This window comes from Paraburkholderia sp. A1BS-2L (genome assembly GCF_051125205.1).
In the GTDB taxonomy this organism is placed as follows: Bacteria; Pseudomonadota; Gammaproteobacteria; order Burkholderiales; family Burkholderiaceae; genus Paraburkholderia.
This window is the reverse complement of record NZ_CP120428.1, coordinates 213,549-231,195: the sequence shown is the minus strand read 5'-3', so window position 1 is coordinate 231,195 and position 17,647 is coordinate 213,549. Positions and strand designations below refer to the sequence as shown.

General features: G+C 66.5%; 15 protein-coding genes. 10 read left to right on the top strand and 5 right to left on the bottom strand.

All coding sequences use genetic code 11. The features are described 5' to 3' along the window. The first annotated feature begins 54 nt into the window (after window positions 1–54). Window positions 55–1,020, top strand: a complete 966-nt coding sequence (locus tag P5W98_RS00980) for an NAD(P)H-dependent flavin oxidoreductase (protein ID WP_421022816.1) — start codon at window positions 55–57, stop codon at window positions 1,018–1,020. A gap of 54 nt (window positions 1,021–1,074) precedes the next feature. Here the strand turns inward: P5W98_RS00980 and P5W98_RS00975 are convergent, their stop codons facing one another. Continuing rightward, window positions 1,075–2,040, bottom strand: coding sequence for a LysR family transcriptional regulator (locus P5W98_RS00975; RefSeq protein ID WP_421022815.1), 966 nt, complete (start codon window positions 2,038–2,040; stop codon window positions 1,075–1,077). Window positions 2,041–2,174: 134 nt separating this feature from the next. Continuing rightward, window positions 2,175–3,272, bottom strand: a complete 1,098-nt coding sequence (locus P5W98_RS00970) for a porin (protein WP_421022814.1) — start codon at window positions 3,270–3,272, stop codon at window positions 2,175–2,177. A 127-nt stretch (window positions 3,273–3,399) separates the two neighbouring features. Between P5W98_RS00970 and P5W98_RS00965 the strand changes: the two genes are divergently transcribed. Continuing rightward, window positions 3,400–3,735, top strand: coding sequence for a hypothetical protein (locus P5W98_RS00965; protein WP_434718164.1), 336 nt, complete (start codon window positions 3,400–3,402; stop codon window positions 3,733–3,735). Between the two features lie 106 nt (window positions 3,736–3,841). Here P5W98_RS00965 and P5W98_RS00960 read toward each other — a convergent pair whose 3' ends face one another. After that, on the bottom strand, window positions 3,842–4,237 hold the full coding sequence (locus tag P5W98_RS00960; protein WP_421022812.1) for a hypothetical protein: 396 nt from the start codon (window positions 4,235–4,237) through the stop codon (window positions 3,842–3,844). A gap of 749 nt (window positions 4,238–4,986) precedes the next feature. On the opposite strand from P5W98_RS00960, the gene P5W98_RS00955 reads away from it, so the two are divergent. After that, on the top strand, window positions 4,987–6,030 hold the full coding sequence (locus tag P5W98_RS00955) for a bile acid:sodium symporter family protein (RefSeq protein ID WP_421022811.1): 1,044 nt from the start codon (window positions 4,987–4,989) through the stop codon (window positions 6,028–6,030). 118 nt (window positions 6,031–6,148) lie between these two features. On the opposite strand, the gene P5W98_RS00950 is transcribed toward P5W98_RS00955, so the two are convergent. Continuing rightward, window positions 6,149–6,406: a DUF3309 domain-containing protein gene (locus P5W98_RS00950; RefSeq protein WP_421073437.1), complete on the bottom strand. Its 258-nt coding sequence runs from the start codon at window positions 6,404–6,406 to the stop codon at window positions 6,149–6,151. A 136-nt stretch (window positions 6,407–6,542) separates the two neighbouring features. Between P5W98_RS00950 and P5W98_RS00945 the strand changes: the two genes are divergently transcribed. The 7 genes from P5W98_RS00945 to P5W98_RS00915 all read left to right on the top strand — a co-directional run bounded on the left by P5W98_RS00945 (window position 6,543) and on the right by P5W98_RS00915 (window position 15,912). After that, a complete protein-coding gene (locus P5W98_RS00945; RefSeq protein ID WP_421022809.1) occupies window positions 6,543–7,658 on the top strand; it encodes a LacI family DNA-binding transcriptional regulator in 1,116 nt (371 codons plus the stop codon). Beyond that, window positions 7,655–9,007, top strand: a complete 1,353-nt coding sequence (locus P5W98_RS00940; RefSeq protein ID WP_421073436.1) for an AGE family epimerase/isomerase — start codon at window positions 7,655–7,657, stop codon at window positions 9,005–9,007. Before P5W98_RS00945 ends, P5W98_RS00940 begins: the two co-directional genes overlap by 4 nt. A 43-nt stretch (window positions 9,008–9,050) precedes the next feature. Continuing rightward, window positions 9,051–10,028 (top strand): carbohydrate kinase family protein, encoded by a 978-nt coding sequence (locus P5W98_RS00935; RefSeq protein ID WP_421044607.1) that lies wholly within the window; start codon window positions 9,051–9,053, stop codon window positions 10,026–10,028. 137 nt (window positions 10,029–10,165) lie between these two features. Next, entirely contained in the window at window positions 10,166–10,387 is a 222-nt protein-coding gene (locus P5W98_RS00930; RefSeq protein WP_421022806.1) for a hypothetical protein, read from the top strand. A gap of 115 nt (window positions 10,388–10,502) precedes the next feature. Further along, complete coding sequence (locus P5W98_RS00925) at window positions 10,503–10,748, top strand: hypothetical protein (RefSeq protein WP_213297956.1); 246 nt, start codon at window positions 10,503–10,505, stop codon at window positions 10,746–10,748. Window positions 10,749–10,919: 171 nt separating this feature from the next. Beyond that, a complete protein-coding gene (locus P5W98_RS00920; protein WP_421022804.1) occupies window positions 10,920–12,026 on the top strand; it encodes an ion channel in 1,107 nt (368 codons plus the stop codon). Window positions 12,027–12,273: 247 nt separating this feature from the next. Continuing rightward, the gene (locus P5W98_RS00915; protein WP_421073434.1) at window positions 12,274–15,912 is read left to right on the top strand and encodes an indolepyruvate ferredoxin oxidoreductase family protein; all 3,639 of its coding nucleotides are present in this window, start codon (window positions 12,274–12,276) and stop codon (window positions 15,910–15,912) included. Window positions 15,913–16,007: 95 nt separating this feature from the next. On the opposite strand, the gene P5W98_RS00910 is transcribed toward P5W98_RS00915, so the two are convergent. After that, window positions 16,008–17,321 (bottom strand): EAL domain-containing protein, encoded by a 1,314-nt coding sequence (locus P5W98_RS00910; RefSeq protein ID WP_421073433.1) that lies wholly within the window; start codon window positions 17,319–17,321, stop codon window positions 16,008–16,010. Window positions 17,322–17,647 lie beyond the last annotated feature (326 nt).

The following is a 17,647-nucleotide window of genomic DNA, read 5'->3' as shown; positions in this document are numbered from 1 at the left end:
GGGCACGAAAAGCTAGAAACCGAACACTCCCTCGACTTGCCAGGAGACCTCGCCATGGCATTGCCCGCCGTCTTGCAGAACCTCTCGTTGCCTGTCGTCGGCGCGCCGATGTTCATCGTGAGCTACCCCGAGCTCGTGCTCGCGCAGTGCAAGGCCGGCATCGTCGGCTCGTTTCCGGCGCTCAACGCGCGCCCCGCCGAACGGCTGGACGAATGGCTCACGCAGATCCAGGCGCAGCTCGCCGCGCACAAGGCCGCGAACCCGGACGCCGTGATCGGCCCGATCGCCGTGAACCAGATCGTGCATCAGTCGAATACGCGGCTCGAGCACGACGTGCGCGTGTGCGTGGACCACCAGGTGCCGATCTTCATCACGAGCCTGCGCGCGCCGCCCAGGGAGCTGCTCGACGCCGTGCACAGCTACGGCGGTGTCGTGCTGCACGACGTCATCAATCTGCGCCATGCCGGCAAGGCGCTCGAAGCGGGCGTGGACGGCCTCATTCTGGTTGCGGCGGGCGCGGGCGGGCACGCTGGCACGACCTCGCCGTTCGCGCTGGTGGGCGAAGTGCGGCGCCTGTTCGACGGCCCCATCGTGCTCTCGGGCGCGATCGCCAATGGCGGCTCGATCCTCGCCGCCCAGGCCATGGGCGCCGATCTCGCCTACATGGGCACGCGCTTCATCGCCACGCGCGAAGCGCATGCCGTGGAAGGGTACAAGCACGCGATCCTCGAAGCCAAGGCCGCCGACATCGTCTACACGAACCTGTTCACGGGCGTGCACGGCAACTACATCCGCGAGAGCATCGTCAACGCGGGGCTCGACCCGGACGCGCTGCCCGAGTCGGACAAATCGAAGATGAACTTCGGCGGCGACAAGGCCAAGGCCTGGAAAGACATCTGGGGCGCGGGCCAGGGCGTGGGGCTGATGGACGATGTGCCCTCGGTCGCCGAACTCGTCGCGCGCCTGAAGAGCGAGTACGACGAGACCCGCGCACGGCTCGGGATCGGGATCGCGCGCTGACGCGGCCGGCTGATTCCGCAAACGCTGCGGCGGCGTCGGGCGCGCGCCGCCTGTTTACGCCTTCCCGTTCGCAGCCGCGCGAGCCGCTGCCTCGCGAATCTCCTCGACGCCTGGCCATAGCGGGCGCTCGCCAAAGCGCTCCGCGAGGAAATCCACGAACGAGCGCACTTTCGCCGACAAGTGCCGGCGGCTCGCGTAGACCGCATAGATGGGCAGCTCGCGCGGCGGCAGCGCATCGACGAGCAGCGGCACGAGGCGGCCTTGCGCGATGTCGTCGCCGATCACCTCGGTGCCGAGCATCGAGAGCCCGCCGCCCTGCAGCAGCACCACGCGCAGCGCCTCCAGGTGATTGACGATCAGATTGCCGCCGGGCTTGGACCGCACCTGCCGCGCGCCGCCCTCCGCGAACGGTGCGAGCTCCGCCGCCGAGGCGCCCGCGTAATGCACGAACTTGTGCTGCGCGAGATCGGCGACGCTCTTCGGCACGCCGTGGCGGCGCAGATACTCGGGCGCGGCGCACAGCACGATATGCGCGGTCGCGAGCGGCCGCGCGATCAGCGACGACGCCTTAAGCCCCGAAGGCGCCGCGCGAATCGCCACGTCGAAGCCTTCGTCGATCAGCTCGACAACGCGGTCCGAGAGCGTGATGTCGACGGTGACCTGCGGGAAGCCGGCCGCATAATCGGCCACCGCGCCCATCACGTGGCGCAGGCCGAACGCCGTGAGCGACGACACGCGCAGGCGCCCCTGCGGCACCACGCTCGCGGCGCCCACGGCCTGGCCTGCTTCGTCGAGCTCGGTGAGCGCCTGGGCCACGCGCTCGTAGTATTCGCGGCCCGCCTCGGTGGGGGCGACGCGGCGCGTCGTGCGGTTCAACAGGCGCGCGCCGAGCTGCTGCTCGAGATGCATCACGTGCTTGCTCGCCATGGCGGCGGACATGTCCATGCGCTCGGCCGCCGCCACGAAGCTCCCCGCCTCCACCACGTGCCGGAACACTTTCATGCTGACAAGGGTATCCATCACGCCGCCCTTTTCGCCAAATTCAAATTCATCAAAAACCCGTCCCCAGGATTGTGCATGCCGCTCAAAAAAACAAAACCCCGCGCTGCGGACAGCGCGGGGTTTCTGCCTTATGGGCGTCAGCTCGGGGGCGCTTAGAACTTGGCGCGCAGGCCCACGCCGTAGGTCTGACCCGACGACATGTTGTCGAAGTGGTCGTACATATAGGCCGCGTAGACGTCGGTGCGCTTCGAAAGCGGGTAGTCGTAGCCGATCGCCGCGGTCGAGCGGGTCTGGTTCAGGCCGCCGCTGTCGCGCGAGTACGCGTACGAGGCCATCACCGTGCCCGTGCCGAGCGGCACCGTCACACCGCCCTGCGCCGTATTCACGTGCCAGCTGTTGAGGTCGCTGTTGTTGTTCGTGTACATGTACTGGCCGAAGAACTTCACGAACTTCAGGTCGTACGACAGGCCCACCTGGCCGATGCTCTGGCTGCGCAGGCCCTGGATGACCGTATCGCCGCTCACGATGCTGCCGATGTCGCCCGGCGTGTTGTTGAAGTTCACGTATTGCCAGACCGCCGTGGCGGCGAACGGGCCATTGAAGTACAGGCCCTGGACGCTCCACTTCTTCTTGCCGTTTTGGCCAGCCGTGTTGCCGAGCGAGTATACAGCCGTGCCCGACAGGCCGTTGAAGTTCGGCGTCGAGTACTGGATCGAGTTGTTCCAGCCCGAATCGCCCACCGCGCCCTGGTCGGTCGTGTAGCTCGGGAACGTCGAGAGCCCGAGGTACGTGTGGAAGATCATCGGCGAGAACGTGTACGAATCGACGAACGGGTTGAACAGAATCGTCGAGATGAACAGCGGCGTCGTCACGCGGCCCGCCACAACCGTACCGAACGGCGACTCGATGCCGACATACGCGTTGCGTGCGAAGAAGGTGTCGCCCTGGAACCGGCCGAACTGGCCGTTCTGCGCGCGGAAGAAGCTTTCCATCTTGAAGACCGCCTTATAGCCGCCGCCCAGGTCTTCAGCGCCCTTCAAGCCCCAGTAGGACGTCGACATGCCGCCGCCGCCGACGTTCCAGGCCGTCTTGCCATCCGGGAAGCGCGTGGCCCCGACCCATTCGTCGACCTGGCCATAGAGCGAGACGCTCGACTGCGCGAATGCCGACGACGATGCGGCGGCAAGCATGGCGGCAATGACACCCGCCTTGAGAGGCGTGCGCAGCGCGCGGCTGACGGCTTTTTTCATGGGTTCTCCTGTCTCTTTGTCAAAAAAGTGATTGGTTGGCGGCTTTGGCGCTCGTGCAAACCGTTTGTTATGTCGCCGTTCGCTGGCGTCGCCGTTCTGGGCGGGACCATCTTTGCGGACCAGATTGATGGACAAAAATATCGATTGTTATCGTCGGTATATCGATCCGCATAGTTTGCTGTCGGCAAACCCCGGTTCGACCGGTTCCAGCAGCCGTTTTGCCAAGGCGCGGCAACGCCGGCGCCAGGCCGGACACCCGCGTGGACTGGACTTCGGCCCGTTTTTTGCTGCTCTGCGGCTCCGCCGTCCGGGCACCATCCTCATGAAGCCAGGATTTGATGATGAAAGGGTATGGTATGACGAGAAATTTCCGAAAAAGTGTGGTATCCACGCGTCAGTTTTGAGACTCGCAGGAGCGAGCGATATCGACCGGACACGCCGTCCGGACGGTCGATTGGGCTGATGCGGGATCCGATTTGATCGACGCTGCCTGCAGCGCGCGCGAAAAGCGCCAATGGGAAGCGGCAGAAGATGCCTGGAGAACTGCGTGAAAAGCGGGGGTAGCGGCCCTAGTTGCGATAAGGCGCCGGCATCGGGGGACGCGGGACCTCGCCGCCGCCGCGCTGGAATGGGCGGAACGTGCTGCGCTCTTCGTTGTAGCGCGCGACGTCTTCGCGAATGGAGCCGGCGCGTACCGGCGAATCGGCCGGCGGACGAGGGACCTGACGCGATTCCGCGCTCACGGGCTGAATCGGGCTGTGATAGCCGCCGAAGCCATTGCCATAGGGGTTGCTGTTGAAACCGCCGGCACGGCGCTCCTGCGAGTGAGCGCCCTGACGCTCGCGCCAGCCGCCCTGGTCGGCCACGCGCATCGGCCCGCCGCCGTAGTGTCCACTGTAATGTCCGCCTGGCGCGCGGCCGTAACCCGCGCTGCCGCCACGCGGGCTACCCCATTGCATTGGCATGGCCGGGCGCGAAGCTCCGCGCATCATGGGCGCGGACTGAAAGCCGCCGCCATGAAAGTCGCCGCCACCATGACCGGCCAGGGCAGGCTGGACATGGGCGAACACAACGAGGGCCGCTAATCCGGCCCCCAAGCCCCACTGTCCAATCTTTGACAACCCTGCGCGCATTGTGTGTCGATCACCTGCCCGACGTTCAGCATGGCTTAACGCCATTCGGGCCATGGCGAGCCGTTCCGGGAAGCGTATGTGTCACGCAACAATTGCCGCCGCAACGGTTTTTGACTCTTCCTTGACGGTAATTTATGGGCGTCCTGAAAGGGTGTCGAGCCAAAAAATGTTATGCCCTCGGAAGGGTTGTAACACCATGTTACTGCACGATTTTTTGGTCTTTGGGGACATGACGTGCGGGAGTATTTCATGCTTGCGAGCAGCCTCGCCCAAGCTGCCGGAAGCCCGTCCAGCGGGGCTTTGCTGGCAACGGGCGCGCCTTCGCTGCGCTGCGTTTCGCACCGGGTGTTTTGCATGACGAATGAATGGCGCCAATTCCCGCTCGCCCCCACTTGTCTCGCGTCGGCCACACCATGGCGGCTGTTTCTGAAAGCCGCCCTCTCATGCAAAACGATCATTAATCGATTCTTCAAATGAATTTGCTTTTTCAATCGCGGTGGGCCGACAATAGAGGCCCTGATTCCTCCCGTGGCGCCCGGACCGAATGAAAGTGCGCCGTGGTGCGCACTTGAGACTGATCGATGGTTCGTCCGAAATTCCTGCCCGATAACTTCACGCTGTGCCTGATCGGCACGGTGATTCTCGCCAGCCTGCTGCCCGTGCACGGCCTGGCCACCAAGCCTTTCAACTGGCTCACCAACGTCGCGGTCGGTCTGCTGTTCTTCCTGCACGGCGCCAAGCTCTCGCGCGAAGCCATCGTGGCGGGCGCCACGCACTGGCGTCTGCACATCGTCGTGCTCACAAGCACGTTCATCTTCTTCCCGCTGCTTGGGCTCGCGCTCAAGCCCGTGCTCTCGCCGCTCGTCACACCCACGCTTTACATGGGCGTGCTGTTCCTGTGCACGCTGCCCTCGACCGTGCAGTCGTCCATCGCGTTCACCTCGATCGCGCGCGGCAACGTGCCCGCCGCCGTGTGCAGCGCATCGGCGTCGAGCCTGATCGGCATCTTCGTCACGCCCGCGCTCGTGAGTCTCGTCGTCACGAACCAGGCCGCGGGCAGCACATCGGCCTGGCATACGGTCTGGAACATCGTGCTGCAGTTGCTCGTGCCGTTCGTCGCGGGGCAATTGCTGCGGCCCGTGATCGGCCGCTGGATCGAGCGCAACCGCAGCGTGCTCAAGTTCGTCGATCAGGGCTCGATCCTGCTGGTGGTCTATGGCGCGTTCTCCGAGGCGATCAACCAGGGGCTCTGGCACCATACGTCGATTGCGGCGCTCGGCGGCCTGGTGGTAATCAGCGCGGTGCTGCTCGCGCTCGCGCTCGGCGCCACCATGTTCACGAGCAAAAAGCTCGGCTTTTCCCGCGCCGACCAGATCACGATCATCTTCTGCGGCTCGAAGAAGAGCCTCGCGTCCGGCGTGCCGATGGCCAAGGTGATCTTCGCCTCGAACGCCGTGGGCGCGGTGGTGCTGCCGCTCATGCTGTTCCATCAGCTCCAGCTGATGGTGTGCGCAGCGCTCGCGCAGCGCTGGGGCGCCCGCGACATGAGCGTCGAGCACGCCGAAGCCGGCGACGAGTCGCGCGCGGCGCGCGGCGAGCGGGCAGTGGCGGGAGGAAGGCAGTAATCGACAAGCCGCAGGCGAAGCGGCGCCCGGAAACCACCGGCGCATCAATCAAGAGGCCGGCGCGGAGTGATCCGCGCCGGCCTCTTTGCCTTTGCATGGGAAACATGGCAATGCGCGTCTAGACCTGCCCGGTCAACACGAGCCACAACATGACGATCACCCCGGCGCCCACGGTGCCAGATGGCCCGTAGCCCCATGTACGGCTGTACGGCCACGCAGGGACGGAGGCAACCAGAAGCAGGACCAAAAATAGCAATAGGGATATGCCGCGCAAGGGACCCTCCGGGTAAAGCAATGACCTGCGGCAGTGCGCAACTGACGTTCCCGCGGTCTGTTTAGCTTTTTTTACTAAACATTTAAATTTACGTTTATTCACCTAATTACGGGTATTTACCGGCGGTTTATACGGCATTTCAAGGTTGCACGGCCATATTTTTACTATACAATCGCCGCACATCTGGCCATATCGCGGCACGCGTGCCGCGCGGCATCAGCAAGCGCGCACAGGAACCATGGGGACAACCATTCGTGACGTCGCGCAGGCGGCCAACGTGTCGATCGGCACGGTCTCCCGCGCGCTGAAGAACCAACCGGGCTTGTCGGAGCCCACGCGAGCGCGCATCGTCGAAGTCGCGCGCTCGCTCGGCTACGACTGCGGGCAACTGCGCCCGCGCATCCGCCGCCTCACGTTCCTGCTGCACCGCCAGCACAACAACTTCGCCGCGAGCCCGTTTTTCTCGCACGTCCTGCACGGTGTGGAAGACGCCTGCCGCGAGCACGGCATCGTGCCCGCGCTGCTCACCGCCGGTCCCGCCGACGACACCATCCAGCAACTGCGCCTGCACGCGCCCGACGCCATCGCCGTGGCCGGTTTCGTCGAGCCCGAGACGCTCGCCGCGCTGGTCGCGCTGCATCGCCCGCTCGTGCTGATCGACCTGTGGGCGCAGGGCCTGCGCTCGGTGAACATCGACAACGCGGCGGGCGCGGCGCTCGCCATGCATCATCTGTTCAGCAAGGGGCGCCGGCGCGTGGCGTTCATCGGCGGCTCGCTCGCGCACTACAGCATCGCCCAGCGCGCGCTCGGCTATCGGCGCGCGTTCTTCGAAGCGGGGCTGCTGTTCGATCCGTCGCTGGAAACCTGCATCGATGGCGGGCTCGATCCCGACACCGGCGCGGCGCTCGCGATGCAGCGTCTGCTCGACGCCGCGCATAGCGTGCGCGGGCCGCTGCCCGACGCCGTGTTCGCCTACAACGATGCCGCCGCGCTCGCCGCCATGCGCGTGTGCCAGGCCGCCGGCCTGCGCGTGCCGCAAGACATCGCGATCATCGGCTTCGACGACATTGCCGGCGCGTCGCACGCCGCGCCCGCGCTCTCGACCATCGCCGTCGACAAGGAAGCGCTCGGGCGGCGCGGCGTCGAGTTGCTGCTCGAAGAAGCGCCCGCAGCCAACGAAATCGTGCTGCCCGTGCGGCTCATCGAGCGCGCGAGCACCGCCGCCAGCGAACGCACCGAGGCGGCGGCAAGCACCTTGTCGCGGACCGGGCCGCCCGCCGAAGCCGTCCTGCAGAATCCACTCCAAGCCTGGTCAGCCGTCACGCCAGGCCAAGCCCAGACGAGAAAGCCATGACGAAGCCTTCCAACGCGGTCTCTTCCCAACCGGCCAGGCTTGCCCCGGCAGCCGCTGCGGGCGCGCCCGCGGTCGCGAGCTTTCGCGACCGCGCGTTCCTGCACGGCCACGTCGAGGACACGCTGCGCTTCTACGCGCCCAACGTGTTCGACAGCACCGGCGGCTTCTTCCATTACTTCCGCGACGACGGCTCGATCTACAACGCCCACTCGCGCCACCTCGTGAGCAGTTGCCGCTTCGTCTTCAACTACGCGATGGCGTACCGCGAGTTCGGCGACCCGCTCCACCTGGAATACGCGCGCCACGGCCTGCAGTTCCTGCGCGAAGGCCATTGGGATCCGCATCACGAGGGCTACGACTGGGAGATCGACTGGCGCGACGGCAAGAAGCGCACGCTCGACGCCACGCGCCACTGCTATGGCCTCGCCTTCGTGCTGCTCGCCTATGCGCACGCGGCGATGGCAGGCATCGAAGAAGCCCGGCCGATGATCGGCGCCACCTTCGAGCTCATGGAGCACCGCTTCTGGGACGGCGCGGCGGGCCTCTACGCCGACGAGGCCAGCGCCGACTGGATCGTGTCGAGCTATCGCGGCCAGAACGCGAACATGCACACCACCGAGGCACTGCTCGCCGCCTACGAGGCGACCGGCCACCTCGTCTATCTCGACCGCGCCGAGCGCGTCGCATCGAACATCACGCTGCGCCAGGCGAAGCTCTCGCAAGGTCTCGTGTGGGAGCACTTTCACGCCGACTGGTCGGTGGACTGGCACTACAACGAAGAGGACAGCTCGAACATCTTCCGTCCGTGGGGCTTCCAGCCAGGGCATCAAACCGAATGGGCAAAGCTGCTCATGATTCTCGAGCGCCATCGTCCGCTGCCGTGGCTGCTGCCGCGCGCGATCGAATTGTTCGACGCGGCCATGGCGCACGCCTGGGACGACGATCACGGCGGGCTCTACTACGGCTTCGGCCCGGACGGCACGGTGTGCGACCACGACAAGTACTTCTGGGTCCAGGCCGAGACCTTCGCCGCCGCCGCGCTGCTCGCGAAGCGCACCGGCAACGAGCGCTTCTGGGACTGGCACGACGAGATCTGGCGCTACAGCTGGGCGCATTTCGTCGATCATCGTTTCGGCGCGTGGTACCGCATACTCACCTGCGACAACCGCAAGTACAGTGACGAGAAAAGCCCTGCGGGCAAGACCGATTACCACACGATGGGCGCATGCTACGAAGTCCTGAACGCCTTGCCGGGCCGTGGCATGGCGCCCGTCATCGGCACCGCGGCAGGCAGCGAAGCGGCGTTCGCGCAAGCCAGTTGCACCACCGGCACCGACGGCAACGCCTGAGCATCAGCGAAGACTCAGCGAAGGAATTGAGAAGGAACAAGCGATGAGCACCTGCAACACTGGCCCCGACTTCTCGTCCGGCTTCCCCGCCTTCATCTCGGCGGGCGACATCCTCACCGATCTCGTGCGCGCTCCCGCGCCCGAAGGCGCGCCGCACGCGTCGAGCGCGCCGGGCATGGATTCGCACTGGCGCGCGCATCCCGGCGGCGCCGGCTGGAACGTGGCGCGCGCGGTGGCGCGCCTCGGCCTGCCAACCGCATGCGCGGGCGCGCTCGGCACCGACAACTTCTCCGACGAGCTCTGGAACGCGAGCGTCGCCGCCGGCCTCGACATGCGCTTCATGCAGCGCGTCGAGCGCGCGCCGCTGCTCGCGATCGTGCACCAGACGCATCCGCCCGCGTACTACTTCATCGGCGAGAACAGCGCCGACCTCGCCTTCGATCCGGCGAAGCTGCCCGAAGGCTGGCGCGCGCACGCGAAGTGGGCGCACTTCGGCTGCATCAGCCTCGTGCGCCAGCCGCTCGGCGAAACGCTCGCGACGCTCGCGGCGCAGTTGCGCGAGGCCGGCGTGAAGATCAGCTTCGACCCGAACTACCGCAATCTGATGGCGCACGGCTATGAGCCGATCCTGCGCCGCATGGCCGCGCTCGCCGACCTCATCAAGGTGTCCGACGAAGATTTGCGCATGCTGTTCGCCGATAAGAGCGAAGCCGAGGCCATCGCGGCGATGCGTGCGCTGAACCCCGCCGCGACGCTGCTCGTCACGCGCGGCTCGCAGCCCGCGACGCTCTATGCCGGCGATGCGGTGATCGAAGCGGCCCCGCCGCGCGTCGAGGTGGCCGATACGGTGGGCGCGGGCGACGCGTCCATCGGCGGGCTGCTTTTCAGCCTGATGAGCGCGCCGCGGCGCGAGTGGCGCCAGCATCTGGCGTTCGCGCTCGCCGCCGGCGCCGCCGCGTGCCGCCGGCCCGGCGCGCATTCGCCCACGCTCGACGAGGTCGTCGCGCTACTCGCGGATTAACGCACTGGCCCAACCCGCGCCGCGCGCGATGCGCGGCGCAACACTGACATGAAAGCGCCTTGTCAGCGTCACGAGCGTGCCCCGCAGGCGAAGAATCAACGTGCTAGCATGGAAGCTCCTTTCACGAGGAGCCCGCCATGGAAGACGTCAGCTACACCAAGGGGATCTATACGGCAGTCGCCTCCGTGCGGCCCATGAACGCCGGCCAGTACCAAGGCCTGGTCTCCCTGGCGCGCGACGACGGCGAGGAGCTCGAGAACGCCATCTACGAAGTAGAGAGCGCCTCTGGCACGCCTGAGGAAGCGCTCGAAGAAGCGAAGGCGCTCGCGCATCGCATTCTCGGCGAACTCGAACTGTAAGGCGCAAGAGAGGCAATCTCGAACCGCGCGGGGCGGCGATCCTGTCCCCAGCGGTCCTCTTCGGCCGGCAGCCATGACGCCAAAGCGCGCTTGCTCCGGCCGGCAGGAGACGAACATGGCCGAACAACTCTTTCTCTACGGCGTCTACGCTATCCACGTGCATCCGCTCGAACTGCAGGGCGCGCGCTGGGACGCCGAATACCAGATCACGCACCGCGACAAGCCCGTGCAGCCATGGGTCACGATTGGCGGCAACGCGGGCTTCGAGGCCTCCGCCGAAGCCGTCGATGCCGCGCGCCGCCAGGCCATCGCCGACATCGAGCACGGCGCTGGCATTCCCAAGCCGCACGCATTTCCGTGACCGGCGCACTCGCGCCGCACGCATCCGAATTTTGGCTTGAACCTGGCTTGAACCCGGCTTGAACCCGGCTTGATCCCGCACAGGAGCGCTGCGCGCTCGGCCGCTTGTCCTGCATCTCCGGGATTGCTACGCTTGCCTCCTCATTTCGCTCCCCCTGAAGAAGGGACCACCATGACATCCGAAATGCCGGGGCGCGACGCCTGCGAAAATGCCGGCGCCGACATGCAGGCCGTACAGGACGCTTCCGCCGCCCACGCGCCGCCCGCGAACGCGGCGAATGTGCAGCCCGAGGAAACCTCGACCGACACGCTGTGCAAAGGCGCATCCCCTGCGTCGGCGTCGGCATCGGCCACGCCCAAACCCAAATCCAAACCCGAAGAGGCCCCTCGCCGCACCGCGCGAACACTGGAATTCGGCGCGCGGAAAATTCTCGTCTACGGCATGCCCGTGCAGACCTGGCGCGACTTTTATCACTTCGCGCTGCAGATGCGCTGGCTCACGTTCTTCGCCTCGCTCGCCGGCCTCTTCGTGCTGCTCAACGGCCTCTTCGCGTGCCTCTATCAGCTGGGCGAGGCGCCCATCGCCAACCAGTTTCCGCAAGGCTTTCTCGGTGCCTTCTTCTTCAGCGTAGAGACGCTCGCGACGGTCGGCTACGGCGACATGCATCCGCAAACCGTCTATGCCCACCTCGTCGCGACGCTCGAGATCTTCGTCGGCATGTCGGGGGTCGCGTTGGCCACGGGGCTCGTGTTCGCGCGCTTCTCGCGCCCGCGCGCCAAGATCCTGTTTGCGAACCAGGTGGTCGTGCATCCGATCGAAGGCCGCTTGACGCTGATGGCGCGCGCCGCCAACGCGCGCCAGAACGTGATTGCCGAAGCGCAGGCGAAGCTGCGCCTGATCCGCGTCGAAACCTCGTCGGACGGCTACACCGCTCGGCGCATCTACGACCTCAAGCTCGTGCGCTCGGAGCATCCGCTCTTCACGCTCGGCTGGAACCTCATGCACGTGATCGACGAATCGAGCCCGCTGTTCGGCGCCACGCCCGACATGCTCGCGAACCAGAGCGCGGCGCTGCACGTCGTGATCGAAGGTTCGGACGAGTCGACCGCGCAGACCATGCAGGCGCGCCATATCTGGTCGGATGCGCAAATCCGCTGGCAATACCGCTACGTCGATCTGATGAGCGACGTGAACGGCGTGAGCACCATCGACTACACACACTTTCACGAGGTCGTGGAATTCGACGACGCCAGGCCATACGGGCCGAGCGTGATCTGAAGCCGGCCCCTCCCGGGCGTCCGAAACGCTGTAGGGGAAATCCTTCTCAAAATTACCCCGTGACGGGCAGCTTATCGCGCGAAAACCTGCCGCGCCTGGTGAGTTAGCAAAATATTTCCGTCATTGGCGCGAAAAAATAGAGTCTTCCTCGCCGCCCTCCACGAAGGGGGTGCGACAGCAATAGCCTTGCATGGGATCGCAGTAAGCGCTGAAGCGCCAACTGCGATCGACAAAACGGAGACTCCTCATGACTGCGCGCCCCGCGTTCGGCGACACGCCTGCCACGCCCCCTCTCGCTGACTACAAGCTCACCGACAACCTCACCGCCACGCGCGGCCGCATCTTCCTCACCGGCACCCAGGCGCTCATCCGCCTGCCGCTCATGCAGCGCGCGCTCGACCGCGCGCATGGGCTGAACACGGCAGGCTTCATCAGCGGCTATCGCGGCTCGCCGCTCGGCATGGTCGATCAGCAGGCGTGGAAGGCGAAGAAGCTGCTCGAAGCCGCCGACGTGCGCTTCCTGCCCGCCATCAACGAGGAATTGGGAGGCACCGCCGTGCTCGGCACCCAGCGCGTGGAAGCCGACCCCGAGCGCACCGTCGAAGGCGTGTTCGCGATGTGGTACGGCAAGGGCCCGGGCGTCGACCGCGCCGGCGACGCGCTCAAGCATGGCAACGCCTATGGCTCGTCGCCACACGGCGGCGTGCTCGTGGTGGCGGGCGACGATCATGGCTGCGTGTCGTCGTCGATGCCGCATCAGAGCGACTTCGCAATGATGGCGTGGCACATGCCAATCGTGAATCCGTCGAACATCGCCGACATGCTCGAGTTCGGCCTGTACGGCTGGGCGCTCTCGCGCTACTCGGGCGCATGGGTGGGCTACAAGGCGATTTCCGAAACGGTGGAATCGGGCTCGACCGTCGATCTCGATGCTGTAAAAACCGACTGGCAGGCGCCTGAGTTGGCAACATCGGGCTTCACGCCGCCACCCGGCGGCCTGCACAATCGCTGGCCCGATCTGCCGAGCCTCTCGATCGAGCAGCGCCTCGCGGCCAAGCTCGACGCCGTGCGCCACTTCGCGCGCGCGAACAGCATCGACAAGTGGATCGCGCCGAGCCCCCACGCGGACGTGGGCATCGTGACCTGCGGCAAGGCGCATCTCGACCTCATGGAAGCGCTGCGCCGCCTCGACCTCACGGTCGACGACCTCGACCGCGCGGGTGTGCGCATCTACAAAGTGGGGCTCTCGTTCCCGCTGGAGATGTCGCGCATCGACGCCTTCGTTTCGGGGCTCGCCAATGTGCTCGTGATCGAAGAGAAGGGCCCCGTGATCGAGCAGCAGATCAAGGACCATCTCTACAACCGCAAGGACGGTGCGCGCCCGGCTATCGTCGGCAAGCACGCCGAGGACGGCACGCTGCTGCTCTCCGATCTGGGCGAATTGCGCCCTTCGCGCATCCTGCCCGTGTTCGCCGCGTGGCTCGCGCAGCACAAGCCCATGCTCGACCGCCGCGAGCGCGTGGTCGATCTCGTCGCGCCGCAGATTCTCTCGAACGTCGCCGATGCCGTGAAGCGCACGCCCTACTTCTGCTCGGGCTGCCCGCACAACACCTCGACCAAGGTGCCCGAAGGCTCGATCGCGCAGGCCGGCATCGGCTGTCACTTCATGGCTTCGTGGATGGAACGCGACACCACGGGCCTGATCCAGATGGGCGGCGAAGGCGTGGACTGGGCCTCGCATTCGATGTTCACGAACACGCGTCATGTGTTCCAGAATCTCGGCGACGGCACCTACTTTCATTCAGGCATCCTTGCGATTCGCCAGGCCGTGGCCGCGAAGGCCAACATCACCTACAAGATCCTCTACAACGATGCCGTGGCGATGACGGGCGGCCAGCCCGTCGACGGCAGCATCTCCGTGCCGCAGATCGCGCGCCAGGTGGAGGCCGAGGGCGTCTCGCGCTTCGTGGTAGTGAGCGACGAGCCCGAGAAATACGATGGCCATCACGGCCTGTTCCCGAAGGGCACGACGTTCCATCACCGCAGCGAGCTCGACACCGTGCAGCGCGAACTGCGCGAAACGCCGGGCGTGACCGTGCTGATCTACGACCAGACTTGCGCCGCCGAAAAGCGCCGCCGCCGCAAGAAGGGCGAATTCCCCGATCCGGACAAGCGCCTCTTCATCAACGAGGAAGTCTGCGAAGGCTGCGGCGATTGCGGCGTGCAGTCGAACTGCCTCTCGGTCGAGCCCGTGGAAACGGAACTGGGGCGCAAGCGCCGCATCGATCAGTCGTCGTGCAACAAGGACTATTCGTGCGTGAACGGCTTCTGCCCGAGCTTCGTCGCTGTGAAAGGCGGCAAGCTCAAGAAGGCCGCGGGCGCCGCGTTCGATCCGCAGGCGCTCGCGGCGCGCGTGAATGCGCTGCCGGTTCCGGCCACGCATCTGGACAACGCGCCTTACGACATTCTCGTGACCGGCGTGGGCGGCACGGGCGTGGTGACGGTGGGCGCGCTCATCAGCATGGCCGCGCATCTGGAGGGCAAGAGCGCTTCGGTGCTCGATTTCATGGGCTTCGCGCAAAAGGGCGGCTCGGTGCTGTCGTTCGTGCGTTTCGCCGCGACCGATGCGCTGCTCAACCAGGTGCGCATCGACACGCAGCAGGCCGACCTGCTGCTCGCCTGCGACATGGTGGTGGGCGCAAGCGCCGACGCGCTGCAAACCGTGCGCCACGACCGCACGCGCATCGTCGTGAACACGCACGAGATTCCGAACGCGGCGTTCGTGCAGAACCCCGAGGCGAACCTGCACGCCGACGCCCTGCTCGCGAAGATGCGCCATGCGGCCACTAACGGCGCAACGCCGGCTCAAGATCCGCTCTCGACGTGCGATGCCCAGGCGCTCGCGCAACGCTTCCTCGGCGACACGATCGGCGCGAACATCCTGATGCTCGGCTTCGCGTGGCAGCTCGGCCTCGTGCCGGTGTCGCTCGCGGCGCTCACGCGCGCGATCGAGCTGAACAACGTGGCCGTGCAGGCGAACCTGTTCGCGTTCTCGATCGGGCGACTCGCCGCCGCCGACGCCGCCGCGCTCGAAGCGCTGGACATGCAGCGCACGGCGGCTGCGAAGGCCGCGGTGCGCAAGCTCACGCAAACGCTCGACGAACTGATCGCCGACCGCGAGCAGCGTCTGCTCGCCTATGGCGGCGCGAGCTACGTGAAGCGTTATCGCGCGCTGGTCGATGCCGCGCGCCGCGCGGATTCTTCCGCCGATCAGGCGCTCGCGCGCGCCGTCGCGGCCACGTTCTACAAGCTGCTCGCCGTGAAGGACGAATACGAAGTGGCGCGCCTGCACGCCGATCCGGCCTTCCGCACCGCGCTCGAAGCGCAGTTCGAAGGCCGTGCGGGCAGCGACTTCACGGTGAAGTTCAATCTCGCGCCGCCGCTCGTCGCGCGCGAGAAGAACGGCCAGCATCCGCGCAAGATCCAGTTCGGCCAGTGGCTATGGACCGGGCTCGCGCTGCTCGCGAAGGGACGCGGCTTGCGCGGCACGTGGCTCGACCCGTTCGGCAAGACGCTCGAGCGGCGCATGGAACGCGCCCTCGCCGACGACTACGAGGCGACGCTGCGCGGCGCGCTCGCGAATGTCACCGCCGGCGATACCGCCAACCGGGCCGCCGATCTCGCAAAATTCGCGAGCCTGCATCAGCGCGTGCGCGGCTATGGCCACGTGAAGCTCGCGAATCTCGCCTCGGTCAAGCGCAGCGAACGCGAACTCGCCACGCGCCTGAACATCGACGTGAAGACGAGCGCGGCTGTCGACGAGGCGCTTGCGTCGTTCAAGGGTGTGGGTGCGTTGCGCGGCATTCCCGTGGTGGTTGCGAAGTAGGCGGCGCGGTCGTCAAGATGCAAACGGCGCGAGTGCCTCACACTCGCGCCGTTTTTTCGTCGATAGTCGATCTCTTCGGTCCGTCCGGCCCGCGCTCAGGCCGGCTCTTCAGCAAACCAATCCACGTCGCCGCACAGCACGCACAGGCGGTCGCCCACCTGCACCGCCATCGAGAGCGTCACGCACGGCAGCGCCTCGTTTATCGAGAGATACGGCGAGCTCGTGTGCACACGTCCCGGCGCCACCAGCGCGGCGCGGAAGTACGGCCGGCGCAGCCAGTTCGCGCCCTGTGCGTCGTCGAGCGGCAGGAAGCGCGCATCGTGCTCGGCGCGGTCCACGCGCAGCACCACGTTGCGCCCCGCCTGACGCCCGTTTGCGTCGAGCAGGAAGCAGCGCGCCGCGTGATCGAGCGCGAGGAAATTCCAGCACACCTCCTCCAGCGCTTCGCCTGCGCCAAGGCGCTCGGCCGCGCGCTCGAACGCGCGCACGTAGGGTGCAAGACGGCTTGCCGTGCCGCGCTCGCGTGCTTCGGTCTGCTCACGATAGCGCTCGGTGGCCTCGGCGATCACGGCTTGCGCGTGCACCGCGTCGGTCAGACCCGGCGCGGGCCGCGCGAAGAAAAAGCCTTGCACGAAGTCGGCGTTGCACGACAGCGCGAGCTGCGCCTCCTGCTCCGTTTCCACGCCCTCGATCAGCACCAGCTTGCCCGCTTCGTGCAGCAACGCAACCAGCGCGGGCAGCGTCGCGGCCATGTCGGCGCGATGCGCGGCGTGCAGCAGCATGATGCGGTCGAGCTTCACGATATCGGGATTCAGCTGCCACACGCGGCCGATGTCGACATGCCCCGCGCCGAAGTCGTCTAGCGCCACGAGAAAGCCGCGCTCGCGAAACTCGGCCACCGCGTGCGCGAGCACGTCGAGATCGATGGCCCCGGTCTTGTCCGCACTCTGCAAGCCCTGCGCGTCCGGCACGTCGAGCACTTCGAGCACGATGCGCCGCGGCGGCAAATCGAGCCGCCGCAGGTTCGCGAGCAGCGCCGCCGCATGATAAGGGTCGGTCAGCGTGCCCGGATGCACGTTCAGAAACAACCACTCGCGCTCGGCGCCCAGCAACGCGAAGTTCTCCAGATGCAGCGCCTGCGCGAGCCGGTCCACCTGGAGCGCCTCGCCCACGCGCGCGGCAGCCCCGAACACGTCGAGCGGCGAGACCGGCCGGTCGAGCGCGTCGTGCGCGCGCAAGAATCCTTCGTAGCCGATCGCGCGCATATGCGAGAGGCTGAAAACGGGCTGAAACACGCTCGTGAGCGTGAGTTCGCCGTGATGTGCGCTATAGCGCTCGAGCCCCGATGCGACGCTCAGGTCGAAGCCATGAGGCGCCGTGGCCGTTTTGTCGTGTTGCTCTGTGCTCATGCTTTCCTCTTCGCGCAAGTTGATCGCCGCGGCTCGCGTGCCGGCGGTCCCTGCGTTGCGCCTCCTGCGATCAGGTCAAGCAAGGTTCGTGCGCACGCAGGCCGCGCGCTGCCCGCGCGCATGCGCGGCCAGCGGGCATGCAACGTCTCCCGGCGCACCAACTTCGTGCATCACACGCGGCCGCACCTGCATGACGCGGAGCGTGCCACTCATCCGCGCAGCCCTTGCCCGCTTCGCGGCGCGGGAGGCCGCCCTCGGGCTAAACTGCCCGCCAGCCGATGCCTGGCTGGCCAGGCACCTCCGCATTCGCTCGCAACGCTTCCGCA